Source organism: Streptomyces chartreusis, from assembly GCF_008704715.1.
GTDB classification, from domain to species: domain Bacteria; phylum Actinomycetota; class Actinomycetes; order Streptomycetales; family Streptomycetaceae; genus Streptomyces; species Streptomyces chartreusis.
On the sequence record NZ_CP023689.1, the window covers coordinates 7262135 to 7285751 of the forward strand.

Genomic DNA, 23617 nt, shown 5'->3' on the forward strand with positions numbered 1-23617 from the left:
AGGGAGCGTGGCCGGACCGACGACCGCCGAGCGCGGTGAACGCAAGCAGGAGTCGTCCGACCCGCCCCTCGCCCGGCGGCGGTTGAGGCTGTCGCGTCTTCGTACGATCATCATCCTTACCGTCGTCCTGGTGCTCCTGGGCGCGGGCTCCGTGTGGCTGCTCTACGGCTCCAAGTGGCTGCGCGTCGAGCGCGTATCGGTCGCGGGAACCCGGGTTCTGACGCCCGAGCAGGTCCTGGAGGCGGCCGACGCCCCCGTCGGGGCACCGCTGATTTCCGTCGAAACCGATGCGATTGAGGCGCGCCTGCGCCGGAAATTGCCCCGAATTGACGAGGTTGACGTAGTCCGCTCCTGGCCCCATGGAATCAGCCTGAAAGTGATGGAGCGTACTCCGGTTCTCATGGTGCAAAAAGGCGGAAAGTTCATCGAAGTGGACGATGAAGGTGTCCGTTTCGCCACGGTTTCCACGCCGCCTAAAGGCGTTCCCGCACTGGAATTGACGGTGTCCCGGTCGAGCTCCGCCGCCGCGAGCCTGCGCCGCTTCGGAGAGGCTCGTCTGGTGCGCGAGGCGGTGCGGGTTGCCGACGCCATTCCGGCCGCCGTCCTGCACGACACCCTGGTCGTCAAGGTCCGTTCCTACGACGACATCTCGCTGGAGTTGCGCGACGGCCGGACCGTCGTATGGGGGAGTGGCGAGAAGGGAGCCGCCAAGGCTCGCACACTCACCGCTCTCATGAAAGCCTCGCCGCGTGCGCGGTACTTCGACGTGAGCGTTCCCACCGCCCCCGCGTCATCGGCGAGTTGACGCACATCTGCGCAGGCCAGCACCCTGGTTGGGCAGCGACATGGCTGATCACATAGGGTGAAAAGAAAAACGGGAGGTTCGGCGTGTTCGTTGAACGTGCGCCACTTGTCGACTTAGTGTCCTGTTCAGAAGACTTCAAGGAACAGACACACTGGTAACCCTAAACTTCAGGGTTAGGGTTCGGGTCGGCGCTACGGACCGTCCCATTCGGCATCAGTCGCCGGCTCCGGAAGCGCAGCGCTTCTTGTGAACCGACGACCCGTAACTCGAGGCGAGAGGCCTTCGACGTGGCAGCACCGCAGAACTACCTCGCAGTCATCAAAGTCATCGGTGTCGGCGGCGGTGGTGTCAATGCCATCAACCGGATGATCGAGGTCGGTCTCAAGGGCGTCGAGTTCATCGCCATCAACACTGACGCACAGGCGCTGTTGATGAGCGACGCCGACGTCAAGCTCGACGTCGGCCGGGAACTCACCCGCGGACTCGGCGCCGGAGCCAACCCGGCCGTCGGCCGCAAGGCCGCCGAGGACCACCGCGAGGAGATCGAGGAGGTCCTCAAGGGGGCCGACATGGTCTTCGTGACGGCCGGTGAAGGCGGCGGCACCGGCACCGGCGGCGCGCCCGTCGTGGCCAACATCGCCCGCTCCCTGGGTGCCCTCACCATCGGTGTGGTCACCCGCCCGTTCACCTTCGAGGGACGGCGCCGCGCCAACCAGGCCGAGGACGGCATCGCCGAACTCCGCGAAGAGGTCGACACCCTCATCGTCATCCCGAACGACCGGCTGCTGTCCATCTCGGACCGCCAGGTCTCGGTGCTCGACGCCTTCAAGTCGGCCGACCAGGTCCTGCTCTCCGGTGTCCAGGGCATCACCGACCTCATCACCACGCCCGGCCTGATCAACCTCGACTTCGCCGACGTCAAGTCGGTCATGTCCGAGGCCGGTTCGGCCCTCATGGGCATCGGATCGGCCCGTGGCGACGACCGCGCGGTGGCCGCGGCCGAGATGGCGATCTCCTCGCCGCTCCTCGAGGCGTCCATCGACGGCGCCCGGGGCGTGCTGCTCTCCATCTCCGGTGGCTCCGACCTCGGCCTGTTCGAGATCAACGAAGCGGCCCAGCTGGTCAGCGAGGCCGCCCACCCCGAGGCCAACATCATCTTCGGCGCGGTCATCGACGACGCCCTCGGCGACGAGGTCCGGGTGACCGTGATCGCCGCCGGCTTCGACGGCGGCCAGCCGCCGGCCCGCCGGGACAACGTCCTCGGCTCGACCTCCTCCTCGCCCCGCCGCGAGGAGCAGCCCGCTCCGGCGCGGCAGCCCGAGAGCCGCCCGTCCTTCGGCTCGCTCGGCAGTGTCACGCCGAAGGAGGAGCCGGAGCCCACGCCGGAGCCGGTGGCCGACATCCCGGTCGCCCCGCCGGTCCCGCCGTCCCGGACCTACGCCGACAGTGCGGCGGAGGAGCTGGACGTCCCGGACTTCCTTAAGTGATCCTTCTGACGTGATAGGACAGCGCGACACCGTGAGCGGCGCGCACTTCGCTTTCACCGACAGGTGGGGCGGGGTGAGCGCCGCTCCGTATGAGGAGCTCAACCTCGGCGGAGCGGTCGGCGACGACCCAGGGACCGTGACGGCCAACCGCGACATCGCCGCCAAGTCGCTCGGGCTCGACCCGGGCGACGTCGTCTGGATGAACCAGGTGCACGGGTCGGACGTCACCGTGGTCGACGGACCGTGGCGTGATCGTCCGGTTCCCGAGGTCGACGCGATCGTCACCGCGCGGCGGTGTCTCGCCCTCGCCGTCCTCACCGCCGACTGCGTGCCGGTCCTGCTGGCCGACCCGGTCGCCGGGATCGTTGCCGCGGCCCACGCGGGACGGCCCGGCATGATCGCCGGGGTCGTCCCGGCGGCGCTGCGCGCGATGACGGAACTGGGCGCCGACCCCGCCCGGATCGTCGCCCGCACCGGCCCGGCCGTCTGCGGCCGGTGCTACGAGGTGCCGGACGCGATGCGCGCCGAGGTGGCCGCCGAGGAACCGACGGCGTACGCCGAGACGAGCTGGGGCACGCCGGCGGTGGACGTGGCCGCCGGAGTGCACGCCCAGCTCGCGCGGCTCGGGGTGCACGACCGGGCGCAGTCCCCGGTGTGCACGCTGGAGTCGGGTGACCACTTCTCGTATCGCCGAGACCGCACCACGGGGCGGCTCGCGGGATATGTCTGGCTGGACTGAATGGACATGAAGGACCGTAAGGACGAACTCGCCGCAAATCTGGCGCAGGTGGAGGAACGAATCGCCGCCGCCTGTGCGGCCGCCGGGCGTGCCCGCGAGGAGGTGACCCTCATCGTGGTCACCAAGACCTACCCCGCGAGCGATGTGCGGATCCTGTCGGAACTCGGTGTGCGCCACGTCGCCGAGAACCGCGACCAGGACGCGGCGCCCAAGGCCGCCGAATGCTCGGACCTGCCCCTCGCCTGGCACTTCGTCGGGCAGTTGCAGACCAACAAGGTGCGGTCCGTGGTCGGTTACGCGGACCTCGTGCAGTCGGTGGACCGCTCCCGGCTGGTGACGGCGCTCTCCAAGGAGGCCGTGCGGCAGGAACGCGAGGTGGGCTGCCTGATCCAGGTGGCGCTGGACGCCGGCGAGAGCGCCCGCGGTGAGCGGGGCGGTGTGGCACCGGGCGGCATCGAGGAGTTGGCCGGGCTCGTCGCCAAGGCTCCGGGGTTGCGGATGGCCGGGCTGATGACCGTCGCGCCGCTCACCGGGGAGTATGCGGGGCGCCAACAGGCGGCCTTCGAGCGGTTGATGGATTTGTCGACCGACCTGCGGCGAGCCCATCCGGCTGCGAACATGGTGTCGGCAGGGATGAGTGCGGATCTCGAGGAGGCGGTGGCGGCGGGTGCGACACATGTGCGCGTCGGCACTGCGGTACTCGGAGTCCGCCCCAGGCTCGGGTAACGTCGCCAAGAAGTCGGACCACAGCAGAAAATATGGTCAATGTCGCCGAAAGGCGGGCGTAACGACCTCGTGGATGGCGGGCACTTGGCAGTCGCCGATCCACCACAGAGCGGAGGACTCAGAGCATGGCCGGCGCGATGCGCAAGATGGCGGTCTACCTCGGCCTCGTGGAGGACGATGGGTACGACGGCCGGGGGTTCGACCCCGATGACGACTTCGAGCCCGAACTGGACCCGGAGCCCGAGCGGGACCACCGACGGCATGAGCCGTCTCACCAGTCCCACAGCGCACATCAGTCCCAAAGGGACGAAGAGGTGCGAATCATTCAGCCGCCCGCGCCTCGCGAACCCGTGGCCCGTGCGACTTCGCTACCCGCGGAATCCGGCCGCCCGGCGCGCATCGCGCCCGTGGCGTCCATCACACAAGAACGCGCAAGCCTGGAGAAGAACGCACCGGTGATCATGCCCAAGGTCGTGTCGGAACGAGAGCCGTACCGGATCACCACACTTCACCCCCGGACCTACAACGAGGCCCGTACCATCGGGGAACACTTCCGTGAGGGCACCCCGGTGATCATGAATCTGACTGAGATGGACGACACAGACGCGAAGCGACTTGTCGACTTTGCGGCAGGTTTGGTGTTTGGTCTTCACGGCAGCATCGAGCGGGTGACGCAGAAGGTGTTCCTGTTGTCGCCTGCTAACGTCGATGTCACGGCGGAGGACAAGGCCCGCATCGCAGAGGGCGGGTTCTTCAACCAGAGCTGAGACGCACCACCGGAAGAACAGCACGGAACTGGGAAACAGGGGAGAGGGAAACACCAGTCATGAGCGTGGTCTTGCAGGTTCTCTACATCGCGCTGATGGTGTTCCTCATCGTGCTCATCTTCCGGTTGGTCATGGACTACGTCTTCCAGTTCGCCCGCTCATGGCAACCCGGCAAGGCGATGGTGGTCGTTCTGGAGGCCACCTACACTGTCACTGATCCACCGCTGAAGCTTCTGCGGCGGTTCATCCCGCCGCTGCGTCTCGGGGGCGTGGCGCTCGACCTGTCCTTCTTCGTACTGATGATCATCGTCTACATCCTGATCACCGTTGTACGGAGCGCGATGTGAACGATGTGACAGATACGGTCTTGCCGACTGCCGACGACTACGTTGAGGTGAAGAGATGCCGTTGACCCCCGAGGACGTGCGGAACAAGCAGTTCACGACCGTCCGCCTCCGAGAAGGCTATGACGAGGACGAGGTCGATGCCTTCCTCGATGAGGTCGAAGCCGAACTGACGCGCCTGCTCCGCGAGAACGAGGACCTGCGCGCCAAGCTGGCCGCGGCCACGCGTGCTGCTGCCCAGAACCAGCAGAACATGCGCAAGCCTCCGGAGGGGCCCGGCGGTCCGCAGGACCAGCAGCAGGGCGGTATGCCCCAGCAGGGCGGAATGCCTCAGGGCGGTATGCCCCAGGGCGGAATGCCGCAGCAGGGCATGCGCGGTCCGGGGGCTCCTGTCCCCGCCGGCATATCGGGCCCGCCGCAGCAGCAGATGGGTGGCCCCATGGGTGGTCCGCCCCAGCTGCCGAGCGGTGCCCCGCAGCTGCCCGCCGGTCCCGGCGGTCAGGGTGGCCCTCAGGGTCCCGGTCCGATGGGCCAGGGTCCGGGGCCGATGGGCCAGCCCCCCATGCAGCAGATGGGCGGCCCGATGGGCGGACCCATGGGTGGCCCGATGGGCGGTCCCGGTCAGGGCGGCCCCGGCGGCGACAGCGCCGCACGCGTTCTGTCGCTCGCGCAGCAGACCGCCGACCAGGCGATCGCCGAGGCCCGCTCCGAGGCCAACAAGATCGTCGGCGAGGCGCGTTCGCGTGCCGAGGGCCTCGAGCGTGACGCCCGTGCCAAGGCCGACGCCCTGGAGCGGGACGCGCAGGAGAAGCACCGCGTCGCGATGGGCTCCCTGGAGTCCGCCCGCGCCACGCTGGAGCGCAAGGTCGAGGACCTGCGCGGCTTCGAGCGCGAGTACCGCACGCGACTGAAGTCCTACCTCGAGTCCCAGCTGCGCCAGCTGGAGACGCAGGCGGACGACTCGCTCGCCCCGCCGCGCACTCCGGCCGCCGCGTCGCTCCCGCCGTCCCCGGCGCCTTCCATGGCTCCGGCCGGTGCGAGTGCCCCGTCGTACGGCGGCAACCAGGGCATGGGCGGCGCCCCGTCCCCGGCTGCTCCGTCCTATGGCGGTCAGCAGCAGATGTCCCCGGCGATGACCCAGCCGATGGCTCCGGTCCGGCCGCAGGGCCCCGGCCCCATGGGTCAGGCCCCGTCGCCGATGCGCGGGTTCCTCATCGACGAGGATGACAACTGACGGTTGGTAGTACGCCGTAGGCGTCGGCAGCGTTCAGGGCGGGGCCCCGGATTTCGATCCGGGGCCCCGCCCTTTTGCTACGCGTGTTCACGGAGTTTGCGGTGTTTGTTCGCAGCCCGGTGTGGGTGTCCGACGTACGCAACGCCGAAGGCCCGGGACCACCAAGATTCTTTGGTGGTCCCGGGCCTTCGGTCGTGCGGGCGGGTCCCGCTACTGCTTGCGCAGGCGGAACGTCAGGGTCAGACCCTCGTCCGTGAAGGCGGCGCCGTATGTGTCGTCCGCCTCACCCTGGGCGAAGTCCGTCGCCAGGACCTCGTCGGCGATCAGCTCGGCGTGCTCGGCGAGCGCCGCGATCGTCGCCGGGTCCGTCGCCGTCCAGCGCAGGGCGATGCGGTCGGCAACGTCCAGGCCGCTGTTCTTGCGGGCCTCCTGGATCAGGCGGATCGCGTCACGGGCCAGGCCCGCACGGCGCAGCTCCTCCGTGATCTCCAGGTCCAGGGCGACCGTGGCACCCGAGTCGGACGCCACCGACCAGCCCTCGCGCGGGGTCTCCGTGATGATCACCTCGTCCGGGGCGAGGGCGACCGTCTCACCGTCGACCTCGACCGACGCGGTGCCCTCGCGCAGGGCCAGGGACAGCGCCGCCGCGTCCGCGTTCGCGATGGCCTTCGCCACATCCTGGACGCGCTTGCCGAACCGCTTGCCCAGGGCGCGGAAGTTCGCCTTGGCGGTGGTGTCGACCAGGCTGCCGCCGACCTCGGAGAGCGAGGCGAGCGAGCTCACATTCAGCTCCTCCGTGATTTGCGTGTGCAGCTCACGGTCGAGGGCGTCGAAGCCCGCGACGGCCACCAGGGCCCGGGACAGCGGCTGGCGGGTCTTGACGCCCGACTCCGCGCGCGTGGCACGGCCCAGCTCGACCAGCCGGCGCACCAGGACCATCTGCTTCGACAGCTCCGGGTCGATCGCCGACAGGTCCGCCTCCGGCCAGGCCGCCAGGTGCACCGACTCCGGGGCGCCCGGGGTGACCGGGACGACCAGGTCCTGCCAGACCCGCTCGGTGATGAACGGGGTCAGCGGGGCCATCAGCTTGGTGACCGTCTCGACGACCTCGTGCAGGGTGCGCAGCGCCGCCTTGTCGCCCTGCCAGAAGCGGCGACGCGAGCGGCGGACGTACCAGTTGGACAGGTCGTCGACGAACGCCGAGAGCAGCTTGCCGGCGCGCTGGGTGTCGTAGGCGTCCAGGGACTGGGTCATCTGGTCGACCAGCGCGTGCAGTTCGGACAGCAGCCAGCGGTCCAGGACCGGGCGGTCGGCCGGGGCCGGGTCGGCCGCGGAGGGCGCCCAGTTCGACGTACGGGCGTACAGGGCCTGGAAGGCGACCGTGTTCCAGTACGTCAGGAGCGTCTTGCGGACGACCTCCTGGATCGTGCCGTGGCCCACGCGGCGGGCCGCCCACGGGGAGCCGCCGGCCGCCATGAACCAGCGCACCGCGTCGGCGCCGTGCTGGTCCATCAGCGGGATCGGCTGGAGGATGTTGCCCAGGTGCTTGGACATCTTGCGGCCGTCCTCGGCGAGGATGTGGCCGAGGCAGACGACGTTCTCGTACGACGACTTGTCGAAGACCAGCGTGCCGATCGCCATCAGCGTGTAGAACCAGCCGCGGGTCTGGTCGATGGCCTCGCAGATGAACTGCGCCGGGTAGCGGGCCTCGAACAGCTCCTTGTTCTTGTACGGGTAGCCCCACTGCGCGAACGGCATCGAGCCCGAGTCGTACCAGGCGTCGATGACCTCCGGCACGCGCGTGGCCGTCTTCGCGCAACTCGGGCAGTCGAAGGTGACGTCGTCGATGTACGGGCGGTGCGGGTCGAGGGCCGACTGGTCGGTGCCGGTCAGCTCGGTGAGCTCCGCGCGGGAGCCGACCACGGTGAGGTGGTCGTCCTCGCAGCGCCAGATCGGCAGCGGGGTGCCCCAGTAGCGGTTGCGGGAGAGCGCCCAGTCGATGTTGTTGTTCAGCCAGTCGCCGTACCGGCCGTGCTTGACCGTCTCCGGGAACCAGTTGGTGTCCTCGTTCTCCTGGAGGAGGCGGTCCTTGATGGCGGTGGTGCGGATGTACCAGGACGGCTGCGCGTAGTAGAGCAGCGCGGTGTGGCAGCGCCAGCAGTGCGGGTAGCTGTGCTCGTACGGGATGTGCCGGAAGAGCAGGCCGCGCTGCTGGAGGTCCTCGGTGAGCTTCTCGTCGGCCTTCTTGAAGAAGACGCCGCCGACCAGGGGGACGTCCTCCTCGAAGGTGCCGTCGGGGCGGACCGGGTTCACCACCGGCAGGCCGTAGGCGCGGCAGACCTTGAGGTCGTCCTCACCGAAGGCGGGGGACTGGTGGACCAGACCCGTGCCGTCCTCGGTGGTGACGTACTCGGCGTTGACCACGTAGTGGGTGCCGCCCTCGGCCTCCGGGAACTCGACCAGCTCGAACGGACGTTGATACGTCCAGCGCTCCATCTCGGCGCCGGTGAAGGTCTGGCCGGTGGTCTCCCAGCCCTCCCCGAGGGCCTTGGCGAGAAGCGGCTCGGCGACGACGAGCTTCTCGGTGCCTTCGGGGCCGTTCGTCGCGACGACGTACGTGACCTCGGGGTGCGCGGCCACGGCCGTGTTGGAGACGAGCGTCCAGGGCGTGGTCGTCCACACCAGGAGCGCGGCCTCGCCGGCGAGCGGACCGGAGGTGAGCGGGAAACGGACGTACACGGACGGGTCGACGACCGTCTCGTAGCCCTGCGCCAGCTCGTGGTCGGAGAGGCCGGTGCCGCAGCGCGGGCACCACGGGGCGACGCGGTGGTCCTGGACCAGCAGGCCCTTGTTGAAGATCTCCTTGAGCGACCACCAGACGGACTCGATGTACTCGGGTTCCATCGTGACGTAGGCGTCGTCGAGGTCGACCCAGTAGCCCATGCGGGTCGTCAGGTCGGAGAAGGCGTCGGTGTGGCGCAGCACGGACTCGCGGCACTTGGCGTTGAACTCGGCGATGCCGTACGCCTCGATGTCCTTCTTGCCGCTGAAGCCGAGCTCCTTCTCGACCGCCAGCTCCACCGGCAGGCCGTGGCAGTCCCAGCCGGCCTTGCGGGCCACGTGGTAGCCGCGCATGGTGCGGAAGCGGGGGAAGACGTCCTTGAAGACGCGGGCCTCGATGTGGTGGGCGCCGGGCATGCCGTTGGCGGTGGGCGGGCCCTCGTAGAACACCCACTCGGGGCGGCCCTCGGACTGCTCCAGGCTCTTGGCGAAGATCTTCTGCTCGCGCCAGAAGTCGAGCACCGCGTGCTCGAGCGCGGGCAGGTCGACCTGGGCGGGCACCTGGCGGTACGTCGGCGTTGTCATCAGCGAGCTTCCTCCGGCGGACTTGCTGCCTTCCGTCCGGAGGGACGAGAGCCGAATCTTCCTTACGCCGGTTTCGGCGCGCTCCCGCGGTACCACCCTCCTTGGCCCTCCGACGCGAGGTGTGCGTCGGCGAGCCCCCTCATTGGGGTCGCGATACCGGGTCTACCGGCCACTGCCTGTCGGCTGCGGCTTTCTTCCGGCGGCTCCGGGGTGATCTTCACGTCGCGCTCGCCCCCGGGCTTCCACCGTCCCCGGGTCGCTCTGGGCTGCGTACGCCGCTACTCGTCCCCATCCACGCTTTTCGCTCCGCCCAGTGTACGGCGCCGCGCGGACAGCGGCCGACCGGATTTCCGGGGCGCCGGGGCGGGCATCGGCCTCGGGGCGCGATGACCCGAATGGTGCGGTACGCCTGTTCGGATTCTGGGACGTCCGGCTCGTCGGCATACCCCGCGGGGAGCTGGGCACAACGCATGCATGTCTCCCGCGCGGCATGCGCGAGGCGGGCGAATCGGGCGGTGTGCCCCGTTGCCGCGGGACTCAAGTCGATTTATCGTCCCAGCACGATTCGCGAGCAAGATCACAATATGTGAAGGGGCCGCGGCATGGTGGCGAAGAAGACCGCCGTACAGCAGTCGGCGTCGAGCAGATCCACACATGCGCGTGCCGGTTCCGCCGGCGGGGCGGCCAAGGACGGTCACGGGAAGAAGGCCACGCAGGGGGGCGCGGCGCAGGAGAAGGAGAAGGGCCGCAAAGGGACTGGTCAGGAGGCCGGAGAGACGTCCGGCAAGGGCGCGGCGAAGAAGGCGGCCGCCGCTCCCAGGGCGGCCGGGAAGAAGACGGCGGGCAAGAAGGCCGTCGGCAAGAAGGAGGCGGCCGCGGCGAAGCCCGCCGCCGGGAAGTCGGCGGAGAAGGGCGAGGCCAAGGAGGCCGCGGCCGGGAAGAGCGCCGCCAGGAAGAGCGCGGCCAAGAAGAGCACCGCCAGGAAGAGCGCGGCCGGGAAGCGTGCGGTCGCCGAGAGCAGGGCCAAGAAGGTGGGCGCGGCGCAGGCCGCGGAGCAGACAGGAGCCACGACGGTGGTTGCGAAGAAGACCCCTGGCACGGCCACGGCGGCCAAGACCGCCGTTCCCAAGGCACGCATCGCCGCGGCGGTGGAGCCCGGCGAGCTCGCGGTGCGCCCCGGTGAGGACCCCTGGACCTTGGAGGAGGTCGAGGAGGCACGAGCCGAGCTGATGGCCGAGGTGATGCGGCTGCGCAACGAGATCGAGTCGTCCGAGCAGTCCCTCGTCGGCCTGATGCGGGACTCCGGGGACGGCGCGGGCGACGACCAGGCCGACACCGGCGCCAAGAACATCACGCGCGAGCACGAACTGGCGCTCGCCGCGAACGCCCGCGAGATGCTCACCCAGACCGAGCGCGCCCTGGAAAAGCTCGACGCGGGCACCTACGGCCTGTGCGAGAACTGCGGGAACCCGATCGGCAAGGCCCGCATGCAGGCCTTCCCGCGCGCGACCCTGTGTGTCGAGTGCAAGCAGAAGCAGGAAAGGCGGTACTGACCGGTGGCCCGGGCCCCGCGGGACGTGTCGTACTCTCGTCCTCAGTCAGGTACCTAGGTCGAGGGACTCACGTGGCAGAGGCGGAGCGCATCATCGGTACGCCGGATACTCCAGAGCCGGCGGCGGCCGAGCCGGAGCAGTCCGGCGAGGAGCGGCCCCGGGGCAGGCGCCGGATCGCCGTGCTGTTCGGCGTGGCCGCGTTCGCGTACGCCCTCGACCTGATCAGCAAGATGATCGTGGTCGCCAAGCTGGAGCACCATCCGCCGATCGAGATCATCGGGGACTGGCTGAAGTTCGAGGCGATCCGCAACGCGGGCGCGGCCTTCGGCTTCGGCGAGGCCTTCACCGTGATCTTCACGGTGATCGCGGCGGCCGTGATCGTGGTGATCGCCCGGCTCGCCCGCAAGCTGTACAGCCTGCCCTGGGCGATCGCGCTCGGCCTGCTGCTCGGCGGTGCCCTCGGCAACCTCACCGACCGGATCTTCCGCTCGCCGGGCGTCTTCGAAGGCGCGGTCGTGGACTTCATCGCGCCCAAGCACTTCGCCGTTTTCAACCTCGCGGACTCGGCGATCGTGTGCGGCGGCATCCTGATCGTGCTGCTGTCGTTCCGGGGGCTGGACCCCGACGGCACCGTGCACAAGGACTGATTCCCGCAAGGGGCCGCCACCAGGGGCCCGCGGGAGTTGTCCACAGGCTCCGTACGGGGCTGTCGGCCCGGTCCGGCATACTCGTCGGGTGAGCACGATTCCCGAGATCCGAACCCTGCCCGTGCCCGACGGCCTGGAGGGCGAGCGCGTCGACGCCGCCATCTCCCGCATGTTCGGCTTCTCCCGTACGAAGGCGGCCGAGCTCGCCGCGGCGGGGAAGGTCATGGTCGACGGGTCGGTGGTCGGGAAGTCGGAGCGGGTGCACGGCGGGGCCTGGCTGGAGGTCGAGATGCCGCAGGCTCCCGCGCCCGTGCAGATCGTCGCCGAGCCGGTCGAGGGCATGGAGATCGTGCACGACGACGAGGACGTGGTCGTGATCGTCAAGCCCGTCGGCGTCGCCGCGCATCCGTCGCCGGGCTGGAGCGGGCCGACCGTCATCGGCGGGCTGGCCGCCGCCGGCTACCGGATCTCGACGTCCGGCGCCGCCGAGCGCCAGGGCATCGTGCACCGCCTCGACGTGGGCACCTCCGGCCTCATGGCGGTCGCCAAGTCGGAGCGGGCGTACACCTCGCTCAAGCGCCAGTTCAAGGAGCGCACGGTCGACAAGCGGTACCACACGCTCGTCCAGGGCCACCCCGACCCGACCAGCGGCACCATCGACGCCCCGATCGGCCGCCACCCCAACCACGACTACAAGTGGGCCGTCACGGCCGACGGCAAGCCGTCGATCACGCACTACGACCTCATCGAGGCGTTCCGCGCGGCCTCCCTGCTCGACGTGAAGCTGGAGACCGGGCGCACCCACCAGATCCGCGTCCACATGGCCGCCCACCGGCACCCCTGCGTCGGCGACCTGACGTACGGCGCCGACCCCACGCTCGCCAAGCGGCTGCGGCTGACCCGCCAGTGGCTGCACGCGGTGCGGCTCGGCTTCGAGCACCCCGGGGACGGGCAGTGGGTGGAGTTCGAGAGCGAGTACCCGGCCGACCTCCAGAACGCGCTGGACCAGGTCCGCGAGGAGACGTGGGGATGAGCCCGGTGACGTACGCCGTGCGCGTCGCCGACGACCCCACCGACCGCGAGGCGTGCTTCGCGGTGCGCAAGGAGGTCTTCGTCGTCGAACAGGGCGTCCCGCAGGACATCGAGTACGACGCCCACGACGCCGAGGCCGTGCACGTGCTGGCGGTCCGGGAGGACGGGCTGCCGCTCGGCACCGGGCGGCTGCTGCACGGCGAGGCGGCCGCGGCCAAGACCGGCGGCGACCTCACGGTGGGGTCGCTGGGGCGGCTCGCCGTCACGCAGGAGGCCCGCGGGCTCGGCGTCGGGGCGGCCCTGGTGCGGGCGGTGGAGGACGCGGCCCGTGCGCGTGGCCTCGCCGCCGTGGACCTGCACGCGCAGACCCACGCCCTGGGCTTCTACGAGCGGCTGGGGTACGTGGCGTACGGGCCGGAGTTCCCGGACGCAGGCATGCCGCACCGGGCGATGCGGCGCGCTCTTTAGCCGACGCCGCCGGCCGCCCCCGCCCGGCGAGGCGGCCGTTGCAGGGGTGGGCGTGGCACGCTGGACGTTTGAAGGTTCTTGATCGTCCAGACCTGCGGAGCGCTGACCGTGGATCAGTTGGCCCTGTTGTTCGTGCTGTTGCTCGGGGCCGTGGTGAGTGTCCCGGTGGGGGAGCGGTTCGGGCTGCCCGCGCCGGTGCTGATGACGCTGCTCGGGATCGTGCTCGCGCTGCTGGAGTTCGTGCCGAACGTCGAGATCCCGCCGGACCTGATCCTCCCGCTGCTGCTGCCGCCCCTGCTGTACGCGGCCGTGCGGCGGACCTCGTGGCGGCAGTTCGCGGCGAACCTGCGGCCCATCTTCCTGCTCGCCGTGGCGCTGGTGTTCATCACGACGTTCTGCGTGGCCGCGGTCGCCCACGCGATCGTGCCGGGGCTGCCGCTCGCCGCCGCCGTGGCGCTGGGCGCGCTCGTCGCGCCGCCCGACCCGGTCGCCGCGACCGCCGTCGCCGGGCAACTCGGGCTGCCGAGGCGTCTGGTGTCCATCCTGGAGGGCGAGGGGCTCTTCAACGACGTGACGGCCATCGTGCTGTACCACGTGGCCATCGCCGCCGCCGTGAGCGGCGACTTCACCGCGTGGGAGGCCGGACTCGACCTCGTGCTGTCCGCCGTCGTCGCGCTGGCCGTCGGGCTCGCCCTCGGCTGGGGCGCCTACAAGCTGATGGACCTGCTGGGCGACGCGACCCTCCAGATCGGGCTCTCGCTGCTCGTGCCGTACGCCTCGTACGTGCTGGCCGAGGAGCTCCACGGCTCCGGTGTGCTCGCCGTGCTGGTCACCGCCATGTTCCTCGCCGAGTACGCCACCGACGCCGACGACGTGATGACACGGCTCGCCGGGCACACCTTCTGGGACATCGTCGACACGCTGGTCACCGGCGTCGCCTTCGGACTGATCGGGCTCGAACTGCACATCGCGGTGCGCACGGCGTCCGGGCGCTGGCAGGAGATGCTCGGCTGGGCGGCCACGGTGGTCGGGGTCGTCGTGGTGGTACGGCTGCTGTGGCTGCTGCCGGCCACCTGGCTCACCAAGCGGCTGCACGCCAAGCGGGACATCGACGAGGAGATCCCGGTGAGCTGGCGCGAGACCGTCGTGATGTGGTGGTCGGGTATGCGGGGCGTGGCGTCGGTGGCCCTGGCGCTGGCCATCCCGCTGGAGACCGACGCGGGTGACCCCTTCCCCGACCGCAACGAGATCATCTTCATCGCGTTCGGGGTGATCATGGCGACGCTGGTGGCGCAGGGGCTCACCCTGCCGTGGCTGGTGAAGCGGCTGGGCGTGCGCGCGGACAGCGAGCGGGAGGCGGAGTTCGAGAAGCAGCTGGCGGTGCGCGCGGCGAAGGCGGCGAAGCGACGGCTGAAGGAGATCGAGGCCGTCGAGGAACTGCCCGAGGAACTGTCCGAGCAGATGCTGCGGCGGGCGTTCGAGATCGGGGTCCGCATCAGCCCCGACATGGGCGAGGACGAACGCCGCGAGGCGCATCAGCAGCGGGTGCGGCGGTTGAAGCGGGTGCGGCGGATCCAGGGCGAGATGCTGAGCGCGGCACGCCACGAGGTGCTGGCGGCACGCAGCGAGCCGGGTGCCGACCCGGAGGTGGTGGACCGGGTGCTGCGGCATTTGGACGTGCGAAGTCTGCGCTGACCTCGCCGCGAGGGGCTCCGGCTTCGTACGATCTGATCATGGCTCGCAACGTTGTCATCAGTGGTGGCGGTACCGGGATCGGGCTCGCGGCGGCCCGGCTGTTCGCGGCGGACGGGGACCGGGTGCTCCTGCTCGGGCGCCGCGCGGAGGTGCTGGAGCGGGCCGATGTGCCCGGGGCCCTCACCTACGCCGCGGATCTGAGCAGGCCGCGCGGGGCGCGGGGGGTGGAGCGGTTCGTGGCGTCGGAGCTCGGCACCGTGGACGTCCTCATCCACAGCGCCGGCGGCTCCGGGTATCTGGAGCCGAAGGTCGACAGCGACGAGCCCCTCGACGTCGTCCTGCACAACTGGACCCTCAACTTCGGCCTCAACACCCTGACCGCCGCCCTGCTCACCGAGGCCCTGAAGGACCGGCTCGCCGATCCCGGCGGGCGGGTGCTGTTCCTCAGCTCCATCGCCGCCTTCCGGGGGTCCGGCAGCGGAGCGTACGCGGCGTCCAAGGCCGCGCTGCACCCGTACGCCCACGACCTGGCCCGGCAGCTGGGGCCGCGCGGGATCACCGTGAACGTGGTCGCGCCCGGCTATGTCGAGGACACCGAGTTCTTCGGCGACGGGATGGACGAGGAGCGGCACGCCCGGCTGGTCGCCGAGACCTCGACCGGGCGTGCCGGTACGCCGGGGGACGTCGCCACGACCCTGCACTGGCTGGCGTCCCACGGCGCCGGGCACATCACCTCGCAGATCATCCAGGTCAACGGGGGTGCCGAGCGCGGCCACTGAGCCGGTTCGGGACCCGGTGGGCGGTCAGGGGCGTTCCGGGCGTGCCGGCTGATGGTCGTGGTGGAAGGTGCGCCTGGCGCCCGGGAGCCGGTCCGGGACCGGCCAGCCGGGTGGCAGGGCCGCGTCCGCCGCGTTGACGCGCGGCAGCGCGTACGGGTGGTGCTCGGACAGCCAGCGGATCAGCTGCTCGCGCACCGTGACCCGGACCGTCCACAGGTCGTCCGCGTCCTTCGCCGTGACCAGGGCCCGCACCTCCATCGTGCTGGGCGTGGAGTCGGTGACGACCAGGCCGTAGTCCCGGCCGTCCCAGGCCGGGCAGTCCCGCAGCACGTCGCGGAGCCGCTCGCGCATGGCCTCCAGCGGTGCCGAGTGGTCGAGATGCAGGAAGACGGTTCCGGTCATCTGGGCGCCGCCGCGCGACCAGTTCTCGAAGGCCTTCGACGTGAAGTACGACACGGGCATCGTGATCCGGCGCTCGTCCCAGGTCCGCACCGTCAGGAAGGTCAGGGTGATCTCCTCGACGGTGCCCCACTCGTCGTCCACCACGACGGTGTCCCCGATGCGCACCATGTCGCCGAAGGCGATCTGCAGCCCGGCGAACATGTTGCTCAGGGTGGACTGGGCCGCGACACCGGCGACGATGCCGAGGATGCCGGCCGAGGCCAGCAGCGAGGCACCGGCCGCCCGCATCGCCGGGAACGTCAGCAGCATCGACGCCGCCGCGACCACGCCGACGACCGCGGACACCACACGCATGATCAACGTCACCTGCGTGCGCACCCTGCGGACCCGCGCCGGATCGCGGTGCACTCGGGCGTAACGGCTGTACGACGTCTCCACGACGGCCGCCGCTATCCGGATCGCCAGCCAGGCCGCAGCCCCGATCAGCACCAGCGTCAGCACCCTGCCGACGGCGACCCGGTTCTCCAGGAACAGCTCGGCCTCGTCGTAGGACCCTCTGAGCAGGGCCGTGCAGAGCACGAGCTGGTAGGGAACGCGGGCCTGGCGCAGCAGACCCCACAGCGGGGTCTCGTTGTGCCGTTCGTCGGCCTTGCGCATGAGGCGGTCGGTGGCCCACCCGATGACGAGGGTGAGCAGCACCGAGCCACCGATCACGATCAGCGGTCGGAGTATGTTCTCCATGCCTCCGAACGTAACCAGCATCGGGGGGTCATGAACATCCGCGTCGGTGAGGCGGTGGTCACGGCACTGTCGTACCCGGCTGGCACCATGGCCTCATGAACATCATGCTGTTTCACTCGACGTACGGCCTCAGGCCCGCCGTGCGCCAGGCCGCGGACCGGCTGCGCGCCGCCGGACACGAGGTGTGGACGCCGGACCTCTTCGAGGGCCGCACGTTCGACACGGTCGAGGAAGGCATGGAGTTCAACCAGCAGATCGGCAAGGACGAACTGCTGAAGCGGGCCGTGCTCGCCGCCGCGCCCTACTCGGAGCGGGGGCTGGTCTACGCCGGGTTCTCGCTCGGCGCCTCCGTCGCCCAGACCCTCGGGCTCGGGGACGAGAAGGCACGCGGGCTGCTGCTTCTGCACGGCACGTCGGACATCGCGGCGAACGCCTCGGTGGACGAGCTGCCGGTGCAGCTGCATGTCGCCGAGCCGGACCCGTTCGAGACGGACGACTGGCTGAGCGCCTGGTATCTGCAGATGGGCAGGGCGGGCGCCGACGTCGAGGTCTACAGATACGCCGGGGCCGGCCACATCTACACCGACCCCGACCTGCCGGACTACGACGAGGAGGCCGCCGAGGCCACCTGGCGGGTGGCGCTCGGCTTCCTGGCCTCCCTCTAGGCTCAGCCCGCCGCCCGGTACGCCGCCCAGTTCTGCTGCATGCGGCTCACCTGGCCCGCGGTGAACTGGTACATGCAGGCGTCGTACGTGTAGTCCATGAAGTTGTGGATCGGGTCCGCGCCCGCCTTGCGGGTGCAGGTGTTCCGTCCCTCCGGGCACTCGTAGGCGGCGCTCTTCTCGGCCGGGGTGTCGTCGACGTAGTCGCCGTTGCCGTTACAGCCGCCCTGGAAGGTGTGGTACAGGCCCATCCAGTGGCCGACCTCGTGGGTCGCGGTGTCGCCCTCGTCGTAGTGGGTGGCCGAGCCGCCCGGCAGCGAGGTGTCGAGGAGGACCACGCCGTCCATGGAGGGGCTCGACTTGTAGGAGCTGGGGAAGGTCGCCCAGCCGAGGAGGCCGTCGCCGAGGTCGGCGGTGTAGACGTTGAGCGCGTTCGCGCCGCCCTTGCGCAGGGCGGACTTCATCGCCTTCTCCTCCGGCGAGCCGTAACCGACGCCGTACCAGGCCGCGTTGTCGGTGTAGTCGGTGCCGGCCAGGGTGAACTGGTAGCCGGAGTCGACGTTTCCGGTGCCCTGGCCGGCGTAGGCCGCGTTCAGGACGTTCATCTGGGCGTTGATGTCGGCGGAGTCGAGCTGCCCGGTCGCGCCGTCGTGGATGACGTGGAAGTAGACCGGGATGGTGGTCGAGGCGGCGGCCGCGAGGCTGCGGTTGCCGGTGGCGGGCAGCTTGTCGAGCTTCTTCCGCAGGTCGGCGTCCATCGCCTGGGCCTTGGCCGCGCTGACCTCGTTGGGCTCGGCGACGGCCTCGCCGCCGTGTCCGGGGCGGGCCTCGCGGGCCGCGGCGTGGCCGCCGTCCTCGGCGCAGTCGGCGGCCGGAGCCTGGGCCGCCGCGACCGTGGTGGGCGCCGAGAGCGGAGTGAGCATCAAAGTTCCGGCCACGGCTGTCGTGGCGAGAACACGTCTGCGCGTAGAGGGAGATATTCGGGCAAGCGCACGCACGCTGACTCCTGGCTGATGCGTTGGGGAGGGGGCGCAGGGGTCTTCCTGGCCGCCGCCCGGACATTACGTGGACATGCCCATGTCCGAAGAGAATCGATCAGGCCCAATCAAATACCCGGCAGATAGGGATATTTGGGGTAAGTGAATGATCAACTGTCTGGAGTGTGAGATCGCGGCGTAACGGGTTCCGTTGCCCGGGCGGGTGGTGTGTCCGTATTCGGAACGCGACTCGCACCACCCGCCGTAGCGATGTGATCTCCGGTTAACGGCCCGCAATCGGGCCAGGAGTGGCCGAAAATCGACCATGCGGCACAGGGTTTACACAGGGTCGTAGGTGCGCTCGACCTTCTGCGTTCCGGTGCGGGTGCGGTACGAACGTGCCCAGGACGCGCCGGAGTCCTGCTTCGTCTTGTCGGCCAGGACGTAGTAGTCCATCTGCGCGCGGGCGGCCGTGATGTCCAGGATTCCGTAGCCGTGACGGTCGGTGTCGACCCAGTGGACGTGCCGGTTGGCGGCCCGGATGAGCGGCGAGGCGATCGCGGAGACAGTGCCCTCGGGGACCTTCACGAGGTCGTCGAGGTTGTCGGAGGTGACCGACGTGACGACGAACTCCGTGGCCGCGGAGGCGGACAGCGGGTAGGTGCCGGCGTCCACCGGGACGTCGTTGGCCCACGCCATGTGGATGTCGCCGGTGAGGAACACGGTGTTGCGGATCGCGTTCGAGCGCAGATGGGCGAGCAGCTCGCGGCGGTCGTCCGTGTAGCCGTCCCACTGGTCGGTGTTGAGGGCGAGACCCTCCTGCGGCAGGCCCAGCAGCTTGGCCAGCGGCTTCAGCAGGTCCGCGGAGAGGGAGCCGATCGCGAACGGCGAGATCATCACCGAGTTGCCGACCAGCCGCCAGGTGGTGTCGGAGGACTTCAGGCCCGCCTTCAGCCAGTCCAGTTGGGCACGGCCGGTGAGCGTGCGCTCGGGGTCGTCGACCTCGCCGTTGCCGACCTTGACCTGCTCGGAGCGGAAGGAACGCAGGTCCAGCAGGGACAGGTCGGCGAGCTTGCCGAAGCGCAGCCGCCGGTAGGTGGTGCCGGCGACGGCCGGACGCACCGGCATCCACTCGAAGTACGCCTGCTTGGCGGCGGCCTGACGCGCGGCCCAGGCGCCCTCGGCGCCCTCGGTGTGGTTCTCGGCGCCGCCCGACCAGGCGTCGTTGGCCATCTCGTGGTCGTCCCAGATCGCGATGACGGGTGCCTTCGCGTGCAGGGCCTGGAGATCGGCGTCCGTCTTGTACTTGCCGTGCCGGCCGCGGTAGTCGGCGAGCGTGAGGATCTCGTTGGCGGGCGCCGTCTGCCGCACCACGGTGCCGCGCGTGCCGTACTGGCCGGTGCCGTACTCGTAGATGTAGTCGCCGAGGTGCAGCCAGGCGTCCAGGTCGCCGCGGGCGGCGAGGTGGCGGTACGAGGCGAAGTAGCCGGCCTCCCAGTTGGCGCAGGAGACCACGCCGAAGCGCAGGCCGGCCACGGAGGCGTTCGCCGCCGGCGCGGTGCGGGTGCGCGCCACCGGGGAGTCCGTGCCGCCCGCCGAGAAGCGGAACCAGTAGTCGGTGGCCGGCTCCAGGCCCCGTATGTCCGCCTTCACGGTGTGGTCGGAGGCGGCGGTCGCGGTGGTCGAGCCCTTGGCGACGATGTTCGTCAGCGCCTTGTCGCGGGCGACGACCCAGCTGACCTCGGTGTTCGGGCCGAGCCCGGAGCCGGGCGTGGCGTCGGCGGTCGGCGTCACACGGGTCCACAGCAGGACGCCGTCGGGCAGCGGGTCACCGGAGGCGACGCCGTGCAGGAAGGCGGGCCCCTGCCCGGCCGCGCGCGCGGGCAGCGCGGCGGCGAGCGGACCCGCCAGGACAGCCGTCGCCGCCGCGGCCTTGACGACCGTACGGCGGCGCGGGGTATGGGAATTGAACGGCTCGGATGATCTGTATCGACTGGTCACAGCCGATCAGGTTACTGAGCGGTATGCACAAGAGCGGGCGAACTCGCAAAAGTTCGCCCGCTCTTCCTCTGAAGGTCGGATCAGCCCTTGAGGGCCGTCTCCATCGCCTTGTTGAAGTCGGCCACCGTCATCGGCGCGTTCTTCCCGTCGGCGCCGGTCAGCGTCTTGCCGTCCATCTTCAGGGTCGGGGTGCCCTGCACGCCGCTGTCGTCGAACGTCGCCGACATCTCCAGCGCCCACTTGTCGTAGGTGCCGTTCTTCACGGCGTTCTGGAACTCCTTGTTGCCCTTCAGGGCGTCGACCGTGTCCGCGATCTTGATCAGGTAGGCGTCGTCCTTGAGCTTGTCGTCGGACTCCTCCGGGTGCCACTTGGCCGAGTACATCGCGGCCTTGTACTGGAGGAACGCGTCGTCGCTGACGTTCAGCGCCGCACCCAGGGCACTGAGGGCGTTCTTGGAGCCCTCGCCGCCCAGACCGTTGTCGAGGAAGGTGGCCCCGACGTACTGCATCTTGTACTTGCCGTCCTCGACGCCCTTGTCGACGGTCGTGCCGACGGTCTGCTCGAAGGAGGCGCAGACCGGGCAGCGCGGGTCCTCGTACATCACGAGGGTCTTCTTGGCGCTGTCCTCGCCGATGGTGACGGTCGTGCCGTTCTTGCCCGAGGTGTTGGCCGGCTTGACGAGCTTGTCGTCCTTCGCGGCCTCCCAGTAGCCGGGCTTGTTGCCCTGCACGACCGCGTAGCTGATGCCGCCTGCTATCGCCAGGACGCCGACGATGGAGCCGGCGACGATCAGCTGCCGCTTGATCTTCGCGCGCTTCGCCTCGCGCTCGCGCTCGATGCGCAGCCGCTCCCGGGCCGCCGTCTTCGCGGCCTGGCTGTTCCGCTTGCTCATGTTGGTGATCTCCATGGGGACACGCACACGTCGTGTGCGGGATTACGTATGGGTGGGCTGTGCCGCTCAGCTGCCGTCACGCGCAGGTGAAGGCAGGGGAGCGAGGCGGTCCACGCCGTCCCAGGGAGTGCACGAGGAGGCGGCTGCGGGCGGCGGCCGTACGGTCGGTGGGGCGCGGCAGACGGCGGGCCGGGGCGGTCGTGGGGACCGTCACCGCGGCGACCGCAGTCAGCAGCGGCCGGAAGGTGGTCGCCGCGACCGCGCTCAGCAGCTGGGCCAGGGCCCGCTCGCCGCGGCGCAGCCAGGCCGCGGCGAGGAGGCCGACGCCGATGTGGGCGGCCAGCAGGAACCAGGCGGTGACCGGGTCGACATGGCCGAGCAGGCCGCCGAGCCGCTCGGGGTCGGTGCCGGTGACCTGGGCCAGCGGGGCCCCGACCTGGGTGCCCTCGCCGCACAGCACGTCCCAGCCGACCGACGCCAGCGGACCGGCGACCGGGCCGCCCGCCCTGCCGTAACAGACGTGCTGGCCGGTGGTGAGGATCGTGTCGGCGGCCAGCTCCAGCGGCACCAGCAGAGCGGCGATCCGGCCGAAGGTCCGCTCCCGGCCGGCCAGGGCGTAGGCGAGCACGAACACGGCGCCCGTGAGCAGGGTCACCGTGTTCAGCGGCAGGGGTGCCCGGGACAGCAGCACGTGCGACGCGGTGCTCAGTGTCACGACGAGTGCCGTGAAGAGCGCCGCGCGTACGGCTCGCAGCTGGGTCCCGGATATGTCCATAGCGGTGGAGAGTGTGTCACGTGCTCCTGTAAGAGACCCCTAAAGGGTGCCTGTGAATGGCCGGGGAGCGACCGTGCGTGGCCTGTCCGTCACAGACCCGGGATCCGGCCGTTGCGGAACAGGTCCACGAAGGTCTGGTGATCGGCACGCGCGCGTGCGCCGTAGCTGTGCGCGAAGTCGACCAGGAGCTCCGCGAAGCCGTCCTCGTCGGCCGCGATGGCCGCGTCGATGGCGCGCTCCGTGGAGAACGGCACCAGGGACTCGCCGGAGGTGTCGTCCGCCGCCGCGTGCATCGTGGCCGTGGCCCGGCCGAGGTCGGCGACCACCGACGCGATCTCCTCCGGGTCGTCGATGTCGCCCCAGTCCAGGTCCACCGCGTACGGCGAGACCTCGGCGACCAGCTGGCCCGCGCCGTCCAGCTCGGTCCAGCCCAGCCACGGGTCGGCGTGCTGCTGGAGGGCGCGCTGGGAGATCACCGTGCGGTGGCCCTCGTGCTGGAAGTAGTCCCGCAGCGCCTGGTCGGTGATGTGCCGGGAGACGGCCGGGGTCTGGGCCTGCTTGATGTAGATCACGACGTCGTTCTCGAGGGCGTCGGTGTGGCCCTCCAGCAGGATGTTGTACGACGGCAGCCCGGCCGAGCCGATGCCGATGCCGCGGCGGCCCACGACGTCCTTGACCCGGTAGGAGTCCGGGCGGGCCAGGGACGCGTCCGGCAGCGTCTCCAGATAGCCGTCGAACGCGGCGAGGACCTTGTAGCGGGTGGCCGCGTCCAGCTCGATGGAGCCGCCGCCGGGGGCGAAGCGGCGCTCGAAGTCACGGATCTCCGTCATGGACTCCAGCAGCCCGAAGCGGGTCAGCGCGCGGGCGTCGCGCAGCGCGTCCAGGAGCGGGCCCTGGGCGGTGTCCAGCGTGAACGGCGGCACCTCGTCGCTCTTGGCGCCGGTGGCCAGGGCGTGCACCCGCTCGCGGTAGGCGGCCGCGTAGATCCGCACCAGCTCGCTGATCTGGTCGTCGCCGAACGCCTTGGCGTACCCGATGAGCGCGACGGAGGCGGCGAAGCGCTTGAGGTCCCAGGTGAAGGGGCCGACGTAGGCCTCGTCGAAGTCGTTGACGTTGAAGATCAGCCGGCCGTTGGAGTCCATGTACGTGCCGAAGTTCTCCGCGTGCAGGTCGCCGTGGATCCACACGCGCGAGGTGCGCTCGTCCAGGTACGGGCCGCCGCGCTTCTCGGCGTCGAGGTCGTGGTAGAAGAGGCACGCCGTGCCGCGGTAGAACGCGAAGGCCGAGGCCGCCATCTTCCGGAACTTCACGCGGAACGCGGCCGGATCGGCGGCCAGGAGCTCGCCGAAGGCGGTGTCGAAGACGGCGAGGATCTCGTCGCCGCGCTGCTCGTCGTTGAGCTGGGGGACCGACATCGCTGGGTGCCTCCTGGTGCATGTGTACGACAGCGTTTCTGTCGTATCCAACGGGCGGGCCGACCGGAAAGTGCCCGCGGCCCTCGCTGTGAAGGTACGCGGGGCAGCC

General features: G+C 70.2%; 21 protein-coding genes. 14 read left to right on the forward strand and 7 right to left on the reverse strand.

The window, feature by feature from the left end:
* Window positions 1-7 precede the first annotated feature (7 nt).
* From CP983_RS31950 to CP983_RS31980, 7 genes are all read left to right on the forward strand, one after another.
* A complete protein-coding gene (locus tag CP983_RS31950; RefSeq protein ID WP_150503436.1) occupies window positions 8-805 on the forward strand; it encodes a cell division protein FtsQ/DivIB in 798 nt (265 codons plus the stop codon).
* Window positions 806-1092: 287 nt separating this feature from the next.
* Entirely contained in the window at window positions 1093-2292 is a 1200-nt protein-coding gene (gene ftsZ, locus CP983_RS31955) for a cell division protein FtsZ (protein WP_107907048.1), read from the forward strand.
* 10 nt (window positions 2293-2302) lie between these two features.
* A complete protein-coding gene (gene pgeF / locus CP983_RS31960) occupies window positions 2303-3031 on the forward strand; it encodes a peptidoglycan editing factor PgeF (RefSeq protein WP_150503438.1) in 729 nt (242 codons plus the stop codon).
* Window positions 3032-3037: 6 nt separating this feature from the next.
* Entirely contained in the window at window positions 3038-3757 is a 720-nt protein-coding gene (locus tag CP983_RS31965) for a YggS family pyridoxal phosphate-dependent enzyme (RefSeq protein ID WP_150503440.1), read from the forward strand.
* Between the two features lie 125 nt (window positions 3758-3882).
* Window positions 3883-4524: a cell division protein SepF gene (locus CP983_RS31970; protein ID WP_150503442.1), complete on the forward strand. Its 642-nt coding sequence runs from the start codon at window positions 3883-3885 to the stop codon at window positions 4522-4524.
* Window positions 4525-4583: 59 nt separating this feature from the next.
* Entirely contained in the window at window positions 4584-4871 is a 288-nt protein-coding gene (locus CP983_RS31975) for a YggT family protein (RefSeq protein ID WP_030950525.1), read from the forward strand.
* 55 nt (window positions 4872-4926) lie between these two features.
* Window positions 4927-6102: a DivIVA domain-containing protein gene (locus CP983_RS31980; protein WP_125524426.1), complete on the forward strand. Its 1176-nt coding sequence runs from the start codon at window positions 4927-4929 to the stop codon at window positions 6100-6102.
* Window positions 6103-6312: 210 nt separating this feature from the next.
* Here CP983_RS31980 and ileS read toward each other — a convergent pair whose 3' ends face one another.
* Entirely contained in the window at window positions 6313-9468 is a 3156-nt protein-coding gene (gene ileS / locus CP983_RS31985; protein WP_150503444.1) for an isoleucine--tRNA ligase, read from the reverse strand.
* Window positions 9469-10070: 602 nt separating this feature from the next.
* Between ileS and CP983_RS31995 the strand changes: the two genes are divergently transcribed.
* The 6 genes from CP983_RS31995 (at window position 10071) to CP983_RS32020 (ending at window position 15642) form a co-directional block, all read left to right on the forward strand.
* Window positions 10071-11021, forward strand: a complete 951-nt coding sequence (locus CP983_RS31995; protein ID WP_150503446.1) for a TraR/DksA family transcriptional regulator — start codon at window positions 10071-10073, stop codon at window positions 11019-11021.
* Window positions 11022-11092: 71 nt separating this feature from the next.
* Window positions 11093-11668: a signal peptidase II gene (gene lspA / locus CP983_RS32000; RefSeq protein ID WP_107907052.1), complete on the forward strand. Its 576-nt coding sequence runs from the start codon at window positions 11093-11095 to the stop codon at window positions 11666-11668.
* An 88-nt stretch (window positions 11669-11756) separates the two neighbouring features.
* On the forward strand, window positions 11757-12701 hold the full coding sequence (locus CP983_RS32005) for an RluA family pseudouridine synthase (RefSeq protein WP_107907053.1): 945 nt from the start codon (window positions 11757-11759) through the stop codon (window positions 12699-12701).
* Window positions 12698-13168, forward strand: coding sequence for a GNAT family N-acetyltransferase (locus CP983_RS32010; RefSeq protein WP_150503448.1), 471 nt, complete (start codon window positions 12698-12700; stop codon window positions 13166-13168). The genes CP983_RS32005 and CP983_RS32010 overlap by 4 nt, the downstream gene beginning before the upstream one ends.
* A gap of 108 nt (window positions 13169-13276) precedes the next feature.
* Complete coding sequence (locus CP983_RS32015) at window positions 13277-14863, forward strand: Na+/H+ antiporter (protein ID WP_107907394.1); 1587 nt, start codon at window positions 13277-13279, stop codon at window positions 14861-14863.
* A gap of 38 nt (window positions 14864-14901) precedes the next feature.
* A complete protein-coding gene (locus CP983_RS32020; protein ID WP_107907055.1) occupies window positions 14902-15642 on the forward strand; it encodes an SDR family NAD(P)-dependent oxidoreductase in 741 nt (246 codons plus the stop codon).
* Window positions 15643-15666: 24 nt separating this feature from the next.
* On the opposite strand, the gene CP983_RS32025 is transcribed toward CP983_RS32020, so the two are convergent.
* On the reverse strand, window positions 15667-16785 hold the full coding sequence (locus CP983_RS32025; RefSeq protein ID WP_150503450.1) for a mechanosensitive ion channel family protein: 1119 nt from the start codon (window positions 16783-16785) through the stop codon (window positions 15667-15669).
* A gap of 95 nt (window positions 16786-16880) precedes the next feature.
* Here CP983_RS32025 and CP983_RS32030 point away from each other — a divergent pair, with 95 nt between their 5' ends.
* Window positions 16881-17450, forward strand: a complete 570-nt coding sequence (locus CP983_RS32030; RefSeq protein ID WP_150503452.1) for a dienelactone hydrolase family protein — start codon at window positions 16881-16883, stop codon at window positions 17448-17450.
* Between the two features lie 2 nt (window positions 17451-17452).
* On the opposite strand, the gene CP983_RS32035 is transcribed toward CP983_RS32030, so the two are convergent.
* From CP983_RS32035 to CP983_RS32055, 5 genes are all read right to left on the reverse strand, one after another.
* Complete coding sequence (locus tag CP983_RS32035) at window positions 17453-18370, reverse strand: zinc metalloprotease (protein WP_229914970.1); 918 nt, start codon at window positions 18368-18370, stop codon at window positions 17453-17455.
* A 393-nt stretch (window positions 18371-18763) separates the two neighbouring features.
* On the reverse strand, window positions 18764-20425 hold the full coding sequence (locus tag CP983_RS32040) for an alkaline phosphatase D family protein (protein ID WP_150503456.1): 1662 nt from the start codon (window positions 20423-20425) through the stop codon (window positions 18764-18766).
* An 80-nt stretch (window positions 20426-20505) separates the two neighbouring features.
* Window positions 20506-21318: a thioredoxin domain-containing protein gene (locus CP983_RS32045; protein WP_107907396.1), complete on the reverse strand. Its 813-nt coding sequence runs from the start codon at window positions 21316-21318 to the stop codon at window positions 20506-20508.
* 76 nt (window positions 21319-21394) lie between these two features.
* Window positions 21395-22093 (reverse strand): hypothetical protein, encoded by a 699-nt coding sequence (locus CP983_RS32050; protein WP_107907059.1) that lies wholly within the window; start codon window positions 22091-22093, stop codon window positions 21395-21397.
* Between the two features lie 89 nt (window positions 22094-22182).
* Complete coding sequence (locus CP983_RS32055) at window positions 22183-23508, reverse strand: DUF2252 domain-containing protein (RefSeq protein ID WP_107907060.1); 1326 nt, start codon at window positions 23506-23508, stop codon at window positions 22183-22185.
* Between the last annotated feature and the right edge of the window lie 109 nt (window positions 23509-23617).

Excerpts from the sequence above, each read along its gene's own strand:
- CP983_RS31975 (WP_030950525.1), top strand. The coding sequence starts at position 4,584 with ATGAGCGTGGTCTTGCAGGTTCTCTACATCGCGCTGATGGTGTTCCTC.
- CP983_RS32030 (WP_150503452.1), top strand. The coding sequence starts at position 16,881 with ATGAACATCATGCTGTTTCACTCGACGTACGGCCTCAGGCCCGCCGTG.
- CP983_RS31980 (WP_125524426.1), top strand. The coding sequence starts at position 4,927 with ATGCCGTTGACCCCCGAGGACGTGCGGAACAAGCAGTTCACGACCGTC.
- CP983_RS32020 (WP_107907055.1), top strand. The coding sequence starts at position 14,902 with ATGGCTCGCAACGTTGTCATCAGTGGTGGCGGTACCGGGATCGGGCTC.
- CP983_RS32035 (WP_229914970.1), bottom strand. The coding sequence starts at position 18,370 with ATGCTCACTCCGCTCTCGGCGCCCACCACGGTCGCGGCGGCCCAGGCT.
- CP983_RS32055 (WP_107907060.1), bottom strand. The coding sequence starts at position 23,508 with ATGTCGGTCCCCCAGCTCAACGACGAGCAGCGCGGCGACGAGATCCTC.
- CP983_RS32025 (WP_150503450.1), bottom strand. The coding sequence starts at position 16,785 with ATGGAGAACATACTCCGACCGCTGATCGTGATCGGTGGCTCGGTGCTG.
- CP983_RS31965 (WP_150503440.1), top strand. The coding sequence starts at position 3,038 with ATGAAGGACCGTAAGGACGAACTCGCCGCAAATCTGGCGCAGGTGGAG.
- CP983_RS31970 (WP_150503442.1), top strand. The coding sequence starts at position 3,883 with ATGGCCGGCGCGATGCGCAAGATGGCGGTCTACCTCGGCCTCGTGGAG.
- ileS (WP_150503444.1), bottom strand. The coding sequence starts at position 9,468 with ATGACAACGCCGACGTACCGCCAGGTGCCCGCCCAGGTCGACCTGCCC.
- CP983_RS32050 (WP_107907059.1), bottom strand. The coding sequence starts at position 22,093 with ATGGACATATCCGGGACCCAGCTGCGAGCCGTACGCGCGGCGCTCTTC.
- CP983_RS32045 (WP_107907396.1), bottom strand. The coding sequence starts at position 21,318 with ATGAGCAAGCGGAACAGCCAGGCCGCGAAGACGGCGGCCCGGGAGCGG.
- CP983_RS31995 (WP_150503446.1), top strand. The coding sequence starts at position 10,071 with ATGGTGGCGAAGAAGACCGCCGTACAGCAGTCGGCGTCGAGCAGATCC.
- CP983_RS32010 (WP_150503448.1), top strand. The coding sequence starts at position 12,698 with ATGAGCCCGGTGACGTACGCCGTGCGCGTCGCCGACGACCCCACCGAC.